The 12,955-nt window shown below is 53.2% G+C and carries 13 protein-coding genes and 1 riboswitch; of the genes, 2 read left to right on the top strand and 11 right to left on the bottom strand.

From position 1 onward, the window contains the following. Positions 1–215 precede the first annotated feature (215 nt). From purB to purE, 3 genes are read right to left on the bottom strand one after another with little or no spacing between them, the layout of a single operon-like run. The gene (purB, locus tag BMX45_RS23135; RefSeq protein ID WP_090912196.1) at positions 216–1,511 is read right to left on the bottom strand and encodes an adenylosuccinate lyase; all 1,296 of its coding nucleotides are present in this window, start codon (positions 1,509–1,511) and stop codon (positions 216–218) included. Positions 1,512–1,514: 3 nt separating this feature from the next. After that, positions 1,515–2,702, bottom strand: coding sequence for a 5-(carboxyamino)imidazole ribonucleotide synthase (gene purK, locus BMX45_RS23130; RefSeq protein ID WP_090912194.1), 1,188 nt, complete (start codon positions 2,700–2,702; stop codon positions 1,515–1,517). Then, a complete protein-coding gene (purE, locus tag BMX45_RS23125; protein WP_009592351.1) occupies positions 2,699–3,184 on the bottom strand; it encodes a 5-(carboxyamino)imidazole ribonucleotide mutase in 486 nt (161 codons plus the stop codon). The genes purK and purE overlap by 4 nt, the downstream gene beginning before the upstream one ends. Positions 3,185–3,376: 192 nt before the next feature. Continuing rightward, a riboswitch (purine riboswitch) is annotated at positions 3,377–3,478 on the bottom strand. A 576-nt stretch (positions 3,479–4,054) separates the two neighbouring features. On the opposite strand from purE, the gene BMX45_RS31970 reads away from it, so the two are divergent. Together BMX45_RS31970 and BMX45_RS31965 are read left to right on the top strand one after the other, a co-directional pair. Then, on the top strand, positions 4,055–4,408 hold the full coding sequence (locus BMX45_RS31970) for a histidine phosphatase family protein (RefSeq protein WP_254778202.1): 354 nt from the start codon (positions 4,055–4,057) through the stop codon (positions 4,406–4,408). Then, complete coding sequence (locus tag BMX45_RS31965; protein ID WP_254778200.1) at positions 4,383–4,667, top strand: histidine phosphatase family protein; 285 nt, start codon at positions 4,383–4,385, stop codon at positions 4,665–4,667. The genes BMX45_RS31970 and BMX45_RS31965 overlap by 26 nt, the downstream gene beginning before the upstream one ends. A gap of 32 nt (positions 4,668–4,699) precedes the next feature. On the opposite strand, the gene BMX45_RS23115 is transcribed toward BMX45_RS31965, so the two are convergent. From BMX45_RS23115 to BMX45_RS23085, 8 genes are all read right to left on the bottom strand, one after another. Further along, positions 4,700–4,978 carry a hypothetical protein gene (locus BMX45_RS23115; protein WP_090912192.1) on the bottom strand — a complete coding sequence of 93 codons (279 nt, stop codon included), beginning with the start codon at positions 4,976–4,978 and terminating at the stop codon, positions 4,700–4,702. Between the two features lie 303 nt (positions 4,979–5,281). Continuing rightward, complete coding sequence (locus BMX45_RS23110) at positions 5,282–5,716, bottom strand: universal stress protein (RefSeq protein WP_012819089.1); 435 nt, start codon at positions 5,714–5,716, stop codon at positions 5,282–5,284. Positions 5,717–5,839: 123 nt separating this feature from the next. Further along, a complete protein-coding gene (locus BMX45_RS23105) occupies positions 5,840–6,103 on the bottom strand; it encodes a DUF1294 domain-containing protein (protein ID WP_012819088.1) in 264 nt (87 codons plus the stop codon). Between the two features lie 237 nt (positions 6,104–6,340). Further along, entirely contained in the window at positions 6,341–6,478 is a 138-nt protein-coding gene (locus BMX45_RS31425) for a hypothetical protein (RefSeq protein WP_006208278.1), read from the bottom strand. Positions 6,479–6,585: 107 nt separating this feature from the next. Beyond that, a complete protein-coding gene (locus BMX45_RS23100) occupies positions 6,586–8,724 on the bottom strand; it encodes a DNA topoisomerase III (RefSeq protein ID WP_090912190.1) in 2,139 nt (712 codons plus the stop codon). 339 nt (positions 8,725–9,063) lie between these two features. Further along, on the bottom strand, positions 9,064–9,909 hold the full coding sequence (locus BMX45_RS23095; protein ID WP_090912189.1) for an MBL fold metallo-hydrolase: 846 nt from the start codon (positions 9,907–9,909) through the stop codon (positions 9,064–9,066). A 90-nt stretch (positions 9,910–9,999) separates the two neighbouring features. Continuing rightward, the gene (locus BMX45_RS23090) at positions 10,000–11,928 is read right to left on the bottom strand and encodes an FtsX-like permease family protein (RefSeq protein ID WP_090912187.1); all 1,929 of its coding nucleotides are present in this window, start codon (positions 11,926–11,928) and stop codon (positions 10,000–10,002) included. Continuing rightward, the gene (locus tag BMX45_RS23085) at positions 11,903–12,673 is read right to left on the bottom strand and encodes an ABC transporter ATP-binding protein (RefSeq protein ID WP_090912185.1); all 771 of its coding nucleotides are present in this window, start codon (positions 12,671–12,673) and stop codon (positions 11,903–11,905) included. Before BMX45_RS23085 ends, BMX45_RS23090 begins: the two co-directional genes overlap by 26 nt. Positions 12,674–12,955 lie beyond the last annotated feature (282 nt).

Here is a 12,955-nt window from a genome sequence, read left to right as displayed (position 1 = left end):
CCTCCCCTTAGACTAGAGATTGTCTGCATATCATCACTACGAATGCGGATTGTTTTTCCGATCCCTGTTGCCCCCAGATTTATTATGAATTTTATTAATTATGTTTAAATCCGGGGGCAAAGGGGACCGCTGGCGCTTCTCCAAAACAATTCCGCCTTCTCCGTTGAAGTGATTCTCAAATTCATAGAGCCTTCAGGCCTAATCAAATTTCTTTACTACTCCAACCCCAGCTTGGCAAAAATCGTATCCACATGCTTCAGATGCCAGCTTGGATTGAAGGCATCTTCGATCTCTTCGGCGCTGAGCACCTCGGTGATTTCAGGCGTGGATTCCACGATCTCGCGGAATTGACGCTGCTCTTCCCATGCCTGCATGGCGCGTGGCTGAACGGTGTCGTACGCTTGCTCGCGGCTGAAGCCCTTGTCGATCAGCTTCGTCAGGATCCGGCCGGAGAAAGGAACGCCATATGTGCGAGCCATGTTGCGCTTCATGTTCTCCGGGAAGACCGTCAGGTTCTTCACGATGTTGCCGAAGCGGTTCAGCATGTAGTTCAGCAGCATCGTAGCGTCCGGCAGGATGATACGTTCTACCGAGGAGTGGGAGATATCCCGCTCATGCCAGAGCGACACGTTCTCGTAAGCGGAAACCATGTGGCCGCGAATGACGCGGGCAAGGCCCGAGATGTTCTCCGAACCGATCGGATTCCGTTTATGCGGCATTGCGGAGGAACCTTTTTGTCCTTTGGCGAATGCCTCTTCTACTTCGCGAACCTCACTCTTCTGGAGCGCGCGTACTTCGGTAGCGAATTTCTCGAGCGAAGTAGCGATAAGGGCAAGCGTCGCCAAGTATTCCGCGTGACGGTCACGCTGCAGCGTCTGGGTCGAGATCGGCGCCGCCTTCGTGCCGAGTTTGCGGCAAACGAATTCTTCGACCGAAGGATCGATATTGGCATACGTGCCGACAGCACCCGAAATTTTGCCGTACTGCACGCCATCAGCCGCATGGCGGAAACGCTCCAGGTTGCGGATCATTTCTTCATGCCACAGCGCCATTTTCAAGCCGAAGGTCGTCGGCTCAGCATGCACGCCATGCGTTCTGCCCATCATCGGGGTATGCTTGTAAGCCAGTGCTTTCTCTTTCAAAATACCGATAAAGCGCAGGATGTCCTGCTCCAGAATATCGTTGGCTTGCTTGAGCAGATATCCCATCGCGGTATCCACCACATCCGTCGAAGTCAAGCCGTAGTGGACCCATTTGCGCTCCTCGCCAAGGCTTTCCGACACCGCACGGGTAAAAGCGATGACATCATGGCGGGTTTCCTGCTCGATTTCATAAATCCGATCTATATTGAAGGTCGCATTCTGGCGAAGCTTAACGGTGTCCTCCTTCGGAATGACGCCAAGGTCGGCCCATGCCTCGCATGCGCACAATTCCACTTCCAGCCATGCTCTGAACTTGTTCTCCTCGGTCCAAATCGCCCGCATTTCCGGTCTGCTGTAACGTTCAATCATCGTTTAATCCTGCCTCCAAATATTAGTTTTCTCTACCCATTCGAGCGCGTCATCGACGTCCCCGCACAAGAGGTTGATATGTCCCATCTTGCGGTTAGCCTTCGCCTCGCTCTTGCCGTAAAGATGAAGCTTAGGCACAACGCCGAGAGACCCTGCAAGCGCGTCGTGCTCTCCAAAACGCCGTACCGCTTCCTCCAGATGCTGCCCCAGGAGGTTCACCATGACGACCGGGCTCAGCAGCGTCGTATCCCCGAGCGGCAGATCGCAAATCGCTCTCACATGCTGCTCGAATTGAGAGGTTGAGCATGCCTCCATCGTGTAGTGCCCCGAGTTATGCGGACGAGGCGCAAGCTCATTCACGAACAGCTCCCCCTCCTCGGTCACAAACATCTCGACGGCCAGCAGGCCAACAGCTCCCAAACCTTCAGCCACGCGTTCCGCGAGCTGACATGCTTTGCGCTTTACTTCGCTCGGCACGCGCGCAGGCACAATCGACAAATGCAAAATATTGTTGACGTGCACGTTCTCTGCCGGCGGGAAGCTCTTCACGATGCCGCTGGGCGTACGCGCCGCAATGACGGAGATCTCGCATGCGAACTTGACGAACTTCTCCAATACCAGCTCAGTCCCGCTGGCAGCCAGCTCCTTGTAAGCCGATTCGAGTTCATCTTCGCTGCGGAGAACCGCTTGCCCTTTACCATCATAACCTCCCGTGGCGGTCTTTAGCACGCACGGAAGTCCAAGTTCGGAGGCGGCGGACAACAAATCTTCCAAGCTTGTTATTTCACGATACGGTGCAACCGGCACGCCGGCCGCTTCGATCGCGGCCTTCTCGCGCAAGCGGTGCTGCGTAGTGTACAGCAGCTTGCTTCCCTGAGGAACATAAGACTGCTCCTCCAGAAGCTGGGCCACGCCCGCATCGACATTTTCGAATTCGTAGGTAATGACATCGGCCTTCGCCGCGAGCTGCCGGGCAGCCTCGACGTCGTCGTAACGGGCCGTAACCTGCTCGGCCATCTGGCCGAGCGGAGAGTTCGGCGTCGGATCAAGGGTAACGAACGAATATCCCATCCGGATTCCGTCCAGCGCGATCATTCGTCCGAGCTGCCCGCCGCCGAGTACGCCAATGACGGAACCCGGCAAAAGCTTTCTGCCGGATGCTCGCATCTGCTGTGCTCCGTTCTCCATCATAGGTTATCGCTGCTTTCCAGCACTTCGTCCCGGATCCGGTCCCGACGCGCTTGCACTCTTTCGCGAATCCCTGCATCCGAGGTGCCCAGAATTTGGGCTGCGAGCAACCCGGCGTTCGTGGCTCCGGCTTTGCCGATCGCTACGGTTGCTACCGGAATGCCCCCTGGCATCTGTACGATCGACAGCAATGAATCCAGACCCTTCAACGCTTTCGATTTAACCGGAACGCCGATGACCGGCAGCACCGTCTTCGAAGCGACCATCCCGGGCAGGTGGGCAGCTCCGCCGGCTCCGGCGATAATGACGCGAAGCCCCCGGCCCTCCGCTTCCTCGGCATAACGGAACATCAGGTCCGGCGTCCGGTGAGCGGATACGACTTTTTTCTCATAAGGAATTTCAAGCTCGTCTAGCACCTGGCATGCATGGGACATCGTATCCCAATCTGATTGGCTTCCCATAATGACTCCTACTTGTGCTGTCATGAGTTACCCCCGCTTTCTGCGAAATTCGACATTCATATGATTGCTGAAAAAAAAGTCCGATCCCGTAAACACAAAGTTCTGTGCAGGTCTCGGACATACAAGGATTACGAACGCTGCCGCCTGCGTCAAGCAGAAGAGTCTTGCGCATCCGCCGCCTAAGAAGCAAACATGGAGCCAAGCCCCGTCGTTGCCACACCGTTTGTATTCCCTCGTAGTCCGAAAATTTACGGTTTTCGGGTAGAGACTTCCGGGCCATATCCCCGGCTTTATACGAGACATATTCAATTTCATCAATCATGCTTCATAAGTTATTTTGAACCTCAACATCCTCAGTTTATCAATTTCTGACACCTAATGTCAACCTAAACACGAACAATCGGATTTATAGAAAAAATAATGTTCGTATCTGGCAAGTGAGCAATGCAACAGCAAAACTTCCACGAGACTGGGGCATTAAAAAGCATGTTCAACTGTCGGACATGAAAGGCCGTGAGCAGTATATGTAAAGCATAGTCGGCGCTGCGCTGACGCATCGTGATTCCGATCGCTGTTAAACACGGGAAACTGGATAGGACTATAATGGAGGTTTCCCGCGTTTAAAGGCGAACGCTGGCGCTTCTCCATCTATGATTCGTCCGCTCCGCTGGAGCGAGAACCTTTATTGCTGCTGCATAGAGGGTAAGGGAAAAGTATTATCGCAGAATAAAATAAGATCGGATTCTGCTCTCTAATTGTAATTACTTACAAGGAAGATGGGGTCGAGCGTCGAAATCTTAACATCCGTCACTAGTATTTAATCCGGCGAATCATCTAATCCGACGTTTATATTTGAATTTCGCAAAAGCAGAATCTATTTCTAAGGAGGAACCAATGGCTATCTATTTCGTAAGGCATGGTCAGGACGAAGAAGGATATCGCGGAGGATGGAGCCAGCGCGGGCTCATCGATGAAGGGATCAGGGAAGCGGAGAAGCTGGGGCAGTACTTGGATGAACACAAGCATGATTTTAATATCCAGCGGATCATTTGCAGCGATCTGCAAAGGGCTTGTCAGACGGCCGCAATCATTGCTGATAAACTTAGCCTGCCCTTGAGCCGCTCCGAGGATTGGCGGGAGACCAATAACGGTCTGCTCGCCGGTATGCCTCACGCGTTAGCGGAAGAAGAAATTTCCCGGGCTGTATTTTTCCAGCTTACGGATGGACGAGAGATACCCCGGAGGTGAGAGCCCGCTAGAAAATTTCCGGCGGATCAAGGATACCTTCACCAAGCTATGCCAGGATCAGGAATCGGCGAATCATCATGAAAATGTATTGGTGGTTACTCACGGCGGAGTGATCAACATCATTTATCATCTAATCAAGGATATGGCATGGACCAATAAGAATCCGTTCTTTCCGGCGGCGAACACCGGGCTGCACCGAATCGAGTCTCGCGGCGGGCGTTGGGAGCTTACCATGGAGAATGCAACCCCTCATTTGTAATCGAGCATCGTGCATTTCGCGTTATGCCTGTCCTACCGCTCCCCATGCTTGATGGCATCTACATATTGTTTGGCTTCAAGCAAAGACAATCCCAATTCTTCTCTTACGGTTTTAATCGCTTTAATATCCTGCCCATCCTGCAGCAGCCGTTTGACTTCCGCTGGCACCGGCGGCTCGGGTATTCCTAAATGGCTTGCGATTTGGTTCAACGTGGCCTGCTGCCGTTTCATTCGCTTCTCCAAGGCCGTCATGCGGCTTGAAGCCATAAGTCCGGCCAGAACGACCAAGATGATAAGAAGTATAATTTCCATAGGAGCCTCCCCTAACCAAATAATCACGTACGAACACTCAATATGAACTGCCTATAAAAATAAGGCTATGTTAAACTCGAACGAATTAAGGTAACAAGTCGTTTCGGAGATGATTGGCCCATGGGTTTAAAGGAGCTAAAAAAGCTTGCTGATACACTAGATGATAGCGGTAAGCAAGAGCTTATCTTCTTTTTGCAATCCCGAACAAAATGTTGGTCAAATCGTGCCTTCAAATCAGGAGGGTGAGTCGACTGAAGTGTATTTGTTCCTATCAAAAAGGGACGCCTTCGCGTCCCTTCCACATTATTTTACGACAAGTACCGGAATCGTTGCATGCTGCACCACGTTATGGCTGACACTGCCCAGCACGAACTCACGGATGCCGCCAAGACCGCGGCTGCCAATGACAATCAGGTCACTGCCGTTCTGATCCGCATACTCCAGGATGACTTCGGCCGGAGGACCCTGGATCATCTCCACTTGACCGTTAACGCCCGAATTTTCGATCCGCTCGCGGATTTCCTCCGTCGTCTGCACGGCCAGATCATAAACGTCTTTATTGAGTGAAGCTGGAATCGGGGCAAGCCCTTCCCCAACGAAGAAACGAGGAAAATCGTAAGCATGAATGACATCCAGCGTTGCACCCGGCGTTACCTTGGCAAGTTCCACCGCACGTCCGAGCGCTTTATTCGCTGCTTTGGAGCCGTCGTAAGCTAGAAGAATTTTAGTAAAAAGCATACAGGCCACCTCTTTCAGTTGTTAAAAGACCTACTACTTATTATTAAACAGCTTCATACCGGTATGAAACGAGCTTGCCGACTAACTGTCGGCAACCTCCCTATGTAAATCATGGCAAACAAGCTATCCCCAGAAATACGTATACAATGCAACGTTTACGACTAGCAGCAGCGGTACTCCGACTTTAAATGATAAATGCCTCGTCTTATGACGCTTGCGGTACATCGCGATCCATACGCCCAAAGCCCCGCCTATGGCGGCCAACAGAAAAAGCGTCCTCTCCGGAACGCGATCCCGTCCCAGCCGGGCACGCCGCTTATCCTCGGACATGACCAGATAGGCTACCGCATTGATAAAAATAAACCAAACGATCAGTGCAGGTCTCACGTTGGTTCACGCCCCCCCATTTCAACTGATCGATCTCGCCAATCAGCCATTAGCTATACGTTCTACCGCTATTATAAAACCGCAGGCTGATGAAGACAATGCCCGGCCATGCCTTAAGGGCATGACGCCAAGCGCTGTCTTTGATGCCATTACGAGGACACCGGCCGGCGGTCGTAAGATTCGACCGGCCCGTGCCCGGCATAATGACAACCCAAACATCTTAACCGCAACGAGCCATCAAGATTCGTTCTTAGGTATTTCGTTCAGGCTCGGAACATAGTCTGCCGCCTTTTTCGGCTTGAGGGTTTTGCTCTCCTCCAGAATGCTTGATTTGTTCTGCTGGTTTTCGGTCTTTCTCGCTTTATGGTTCGGCATGCAAATCACCCCCTGTCCGTAGAATGGGCCATTGCACCCGAGGTTATGCTCACAACGGCAAGAAAAACGCAATTCACCTTAGCCCAATGAGATTAACGCTCGAGAGACTATTCTTTCCCCTTCTGCTCGAGCGCTGCCTTCAACAAGTCGCCCAGGTTGGAACCGATCGACTCCTGCTTGCTGTACTGCTGCACGAGCTTCCGCTCCTCGCGTTTGTTCACGTGCTTGGCGTCCTTCTTCAGCGTTTCCGTAATGCCGCAGCCAAGGCACTGCACGAACAGCCCCGCCTTGCCTTCCTTCATCTCCATCTTCTTATGGCACTGCGGACAGCGGCGGTTGGACAGGCGTTTCTCGCCTGAGCGCTTATACCCGCAATCGTCACTCGGGCAGACAAGCAGCTTGCCGCGCTTGGTCTTCTTCTCGAGCAGCCTTGTGCCGCAATCCGGACAGTGGCTGTTAGAAACGTTATGAGGCTTGTATTCCGCTTCGCTTCCCTTCACGTCCGTGACCAGCTTCTTGGTCATATCCCGTATGCCGAGCAGGAACGGTTCCGGCTTGCCCTGCCCCTTCGCGATCCGCTCGAGCTCGGCTTCCCACCGCGCCGTAAGCTCCGGCGTCCGCAGCTCCGGAGCGACCAGCTCGATCAGCTGCTTGCCTTTGCCCGTCGGATGGAGGGTTTGCCCCTGCCGTTCGATCGTGTCGGAGCTGACCAGCTTCTCGATGATGTCGGCGCGGGTTGCCGGGGTTCCGAGGCCGTGCTTCTCCATCTGGGAGAGCAGCGCCGCCTCGTTATAACGCTTCGGCGGCTGAGTCCGTCCCGGCTTCAGCACGCAGCGGACCACCTTCACCGATTCTCCTTCTTTCAGCTCCGGCAGGAGCTTGCCCGAAGAAGATGGGCCCTGATCCTCGTCGCTCTCGTCATCCGTGTCATCCTCATAGTCGCCGCCGTACACCTCGCGCCATCCGCTGTCCTTGATCGTGGTCCCTTTCGCATAGAGCTGCTCGCCTTCAATCTGCACGGTTACCGATACGTTATCGTAACGGGCAGGCGGATAGAATAAGCTGATGAACCGGCGCACGATGAGATCGTACAACTTGCGTTCATCGACCGACAGCTGATTCAGCAGCACGGTCTGTTCGGTAGGAATGATGGCATGGTGATCCGTAACCTTGCTGTCGTCCACGACCCGTTTGCCTGGCGACAAATTTTTGCGCAGCAGCGGGCGCGCAATGGACGCATACGGTCCGATCGCAATGCTCGACAGCCTTTCCTTCAACGTCCCGACCATATCGGACGTCAGGTAACGGCTGTCCGTGCGCGGATAGGTGACCAGCTTATGCTGCTCATACAGGCGCTGCAGCACATTCGAGGTCTGCTTGGCCGAAAACCCGAATCGGCGGTTGGCATCCCGCTGCAGCTCGGTCAAATCGTATGCCAGCGGATGCGGTTCGGTTTTCTCGCTCTTTTTCACGCTCACGATTTTTCCGGTGCTGCCTTCCAGCTTCTGCTTCAGCTTGGCGGCCTTGTCCTTCTCGAATAAACGGCCGTCTCCGCCGGCCGGACGCCACGAAACCTCAAAGCTTCCGAGATCGGCCTGCAGCGTCTCGTATTCCTGGGAGCGGAAATTCACGATCTCCTTCTCGCGGTCCATGATCATCCCGAGCGTCGGCGTCTGGACCCGGCCTGCGGACAGCTGCGCATTGAATTTGGTCGTCAGCGCGCGCGTCACGTTCAGTCCAACCATCCAATCCGCTTCCGCCCGGCAGCGCGCGGACTCGTACAGCCGGTCGAACTGCTGCCCCGGCTTGAGGGAAGCGAAACCTTCCTTGATTGCCTTATCCGTCTGGGAAGAAATCCATAACCGTTTGAACGGCTTGTTCCACTTCGCCATTTTCAGGATCCAGCGCGCAAGCAGTTCCCCTTCGCGGGCGGCATCGGTGGCAATGATCATCTCGCCGACATCCGAACGCTTCATCAGATGCTGCACCGTCTTGAACTGGTGGCTTGTTTCCTTCAGCACCTTAAGCCTCGTGTTGTCCGGCAGGATCGGCAGATCCTCCAGCGCCCAGGTCTGGTACTTCTTATCATAGTCCTCGGGTTCGGCAAGCCCCACCAAATGTCCAAGCGCCCAGGTCACAATATATTTCGGTCCTTCAAAATAATTCTTCTGCTTCTCGCGGCTGCCCATCACTCTCGCAATTTCCTTCGCAACGGACGGCTTCTCAGCCAATACTAATACTTTCATAGCCCTCCCCTTCCTCTGTTCCCCTATTATAACCTCCCAGCGATTGATTCCACAAAAACGAATCAGATCATGTTCTTCGCCAGCAGGGTGAACGCATGATGGGCATATGCCGGACAGCACTGCTTCTTCAAATCCTTACATAAGCTAGATGTCTGAGAGCGCACCCAGGTTCACGCACTTTATTATTTTTTTGAAAAAAGCGGGTGCTGCGATCATCTGCATTTTCGCATAGTTCCGTTCATTCTTTCCATATTGAATCTTCAGCATATGAAAAGACACCGCAAGGTCGTTAACCTCACGGTGTCTCGTTTAGCCTATAAATCGTTCATGCCATAAAAATTAATGCTGCCTTCGATTCACTTTTCCATCCGCATCCTTATCCACATACCGACCTTGCTCGGGAACGGCCAAACGGTCAAAGTCCCGGGCCAACCGCGCAAGCGAAGTCATTAGCTCTTCACCGCGCATGGAGACGCCGTGCCCCGTGACCAGAATTTCGGGATTCAGGCTTGCCAGGCGGCGAACCGATTCACGCGCCAGATCCCAATCCGGAGTAAAATACATCGGCGGACCGTGAAGCTCCTTCTCCTGTCCGATGACGGCAAGCGCTGACTCCTGCTTCACCGTAATGACCGCGTCTCCCGCTACGAGGACCCGATCCCGTTCACGGAACAGGGAGATATGTCCGGGGCTATGTCCCGGCGTCGGCAGCCATTTGAATTCGGGAAGACCAGGTACGCTTCCGTCCTCCGGCAGAGGTCGTATCCTCGATCCCAGATCGATGGCTTTGTTCGGATACATGGGAGCAACGCGGGCCATCAATCCCCCGCCTACGCTCGGATCCCCCGGAGGATAGTCTTCTTTTCCCGTAAGAAACGGCCGTTCGCTCGGGTGTGCGTAGACGGGAACGTTCCAGCGATCGGCCAATTCCTTCACATTGCCCACATGGTCGAAATGGCCATGCGTCAGCACGATGGCCACCGGTGGCTTGCCGAATCGGTTCTCCGCTTCTTCCGCAATGGAGCCTTCGAAATTTCCCAGTCCCGTATCAATCAGCACCCAGTCACCGGTTCCCGGCGTATCGATCATTTGGACGTTCACCATGACGGTACGCAAGGAAAGAATATCGGTCGCAACCTCTTCGGTCTCTACGGCACCTGTCTTTAACATGCTATGATCATTCATTATGGAATCGCCCCCCCATTTCTCGTTGTGAAGTGCTTCTTGTAATAACATACCCGTTTTGGCCCTTTTCAACGAAAGAATGGCGATTTTTTACTGAATGATTTTGTTAAGGCGCTCCAGGTAACGCCAGCGAGTAATAAAGAAGTAAACGATCTGTATGCTCAGGAAGAAGATGAAAATCTTCAAACTGTGCCCTACGATCGAGAAGTCTACCAGCTGCTGCAAGGCAACGAAGGCAACGCCGCTATGGATGAGTGCAATAAGCATCGGCAGAAAGAACATTATGACAAGCTGCTTGGTAATGATCGTGCCAAGCTCTTTTTTACTGAGACCCACCTTCGCAATCATACGGTACTGCTGTTCGTCCCGGGCAAGATCCGCGTATAGTCGGAAATATACAAAGCTTGCCGCGAAGGTGAAGAACACGATGCCGACCAGGCCGCTAACCATAAGCAGAATGCCGTTCTGCTGCTGGGCGCTTTTCCAATCCAAGTACAATGACTTGAGATAATAGCTGTAGTCTTCCTGCTCTTTAAGACGTTCCTGAATCGATCTGGACACATCCCCCGTATTCTTCCAATCCTGCACGTAAAACGTATGGAATGCCGCATAACCGAATTCCTGATCCTCTTGTGCCTGGAGCACATCCTTGTACAGGCGGTCGGATACAACCAGCGTATCGCCGTAGGTCGCGGGCACCGCAATGAACGTTTCGGCTTTGAGCACCTTGACGATTTCCGATGTTTTCCCGTTTATCACCTCGAATTGATCATTCCCAGGACCATCGATTCGGTAGCTGTTCTTCTCCGTGACGGTCCCCGGGGTCAGGATGCCTTCCAGGTCGCCCAATGTTTCTGACGGGTAACCCATCGACTGAATTAGACTGTTATATTCGCTGAGCTTAATCAGATTGATCCCGTTATCCGAAAATATCGGAGTAACCTCCGCCTCCTTGTACTGAAATCCGCCCTTCTTGAGCTCCTCCCTGATCATATCAAGATGACGATTCCCTTTATCAGCGTTCTCATCATTCATAGTGTACGTATAGGCATAAGGATTCTCCATGGCCGACAGGCCGGGATCCCCGATTGCAAGCGTGGTGCCGATCCCGGTAAAGGCGGATGCCGAAATGACCGATACGAGGAAGAACATCACCGCATTGTCTTTGATTCTGTACAGCAGCTCCGAGATCGTCAGCAGGTTGGTTCGGCGAAAGAAGAACCGCTCTTTCTTCTGCAGATACCGCATAAAAAACACGCTGAACTGAGTGAAGAGAAAATACGTGCCGATAATGACGAAGATAACGCCGCCAAGCAGCAGGAACAGATTGAAGATTTGGAGAATGGCAAAAACCATGACCATACCGTAACCGGTTCCGATCAACAGGACAGCCAGGACGGCCAGCCAAGGCGATGCTTTCGGCTGCGGCTTGGGGCTTTCCTCTGCTTTCACCAGGGCGAGCAGCGTGCCCTTACGCAGCATGAACGAGGAGAACAACGCAATCAGCAGGAACAATACGGCATAAGCCGCAGCCGTAACGATCAGCGATTCGAGCGGAAAATAAAACGGAAGTCCCTTATCCACGGCCAGCAGCTTGGCGCTGATTAGCAGAATCAGCTTGGAGAACAGCAATCCCGTTCCGATGCCGACTACAATCGCTGCAGCGCCAATCAGGATATTCTCGATGAACAGCATCCGGTTCAATTGCTTGCGGGACATGCCGAGGATCAGCAGAATGCCGAACTCCTTTTTCCGAACCTTGATGAAAGCCCCCACCGAATACAGCAGAAAGAAAAATGAAAAAACGAACACGATGTACTGGGATACCGTCATGCCCATCGTACCCAGCATGGACATGGTACCGCTGGAGGAGACCAGGCCGTCCTTCAGCTGTGGGTGAAACGATAGCAGCCCGTAGGTAAAGAAAATCATGACAGAAAAAGCACTGCTCAGGAAGTGGGCAATATATGTGCGCTTGCTGCGCAGGACATTGTTAATGGCGAACTGGCGAAAATTCATGTCCCGAACCTCCCAGCAGCGATAACACGTTGATGATTTTTTGATAAAAGGCCGATTGGCTCTCGCCGTACGTGATTTCGTTGTACAACTGCCCGTCCTTGATAAACACCACCCGATTGCAGTAGCTTGCTGCCACCGGGTCATGGGTGACCAGCAGCATCGTCGCTTGATCTTCCTTGTTTCTCCGGTCCATCATTTCCATGACGTCGCGGGCCGACTTGGAGTCCAGGTTGCCTGTCGGCTCATCGGCTAGAACCAGCTTCGGTACGTGGATCATCGCTCGTGCTATAGCCGTCCGCTGCGCCTGTCCCCCCGATATTTCATAAGTCTGCTTATCCAAAATCGATGTGATGCCCAGTTTATCGGCCAAAATGCCGACCCGGCGGTTCATCTCATCCAGATCCACGCCGTCCAGCGCCAGGGGGAGCAGGATATTCTCCTTCACCGTCAGCGTATTCAGCAGGTTGAAGGACTGAAAGACAAATCCCAGCTCACGCCGGCGGAACATGGCGAGTTTATCCTGGGATAATCGGAACGGATCCTCCCCGCCGATGGTGATCTCCCCGGACGTAGGTCGGTCGATGGTGGAGATCATGTTGAGCAGCGTCGTTTTTCCGCTGCCGGAGGGGCCCATGATGCCGACGAATTCCCCTTGGTTGATGCTCAAGTTGATATTGGAAAGCGCCTCGTGGGACACCGCGGCCTTATAGACTTTGCCCAGATTGCGCACGTTTAATATTTCCATCTTGTTGTAAACCTCACTTTCGTTATTTCAATCTTGTAAGGTTAGTGTATAGCATCCGGCGGGCCATCTCCTATCGATCACTCTTTCGCCAACCTTACATCGGTGTAAGATTCATGCGCAGACCCGCTCTGGGTACTCACGGTTGCAATCTAAAGGGCGCTACGAGTGCTTAACGGTTGCGATTCTAGAGGCCGCTTCGAGTACGTAACGTTCCTACGATCGCTGTTGCCCCCAATTTTCTGAACGATTACACCGAGGTGAAAATTCGGGTGCAAAGGCGAC

Source organism: Paenibacillus sp. cl141a (assembly GCF_900109305.1).
GTDB lineage: Bacteria > Bacillota > Bacilli > Paenibacillales > Paenibacillaceae > Paenibacillus_AQ > Paenibacillus_AQ lautus_A.
Note: the sequence above shows the minus strand (reverse complement) of the source record. Positions and strands in the feature narration are given on the sequence as shown.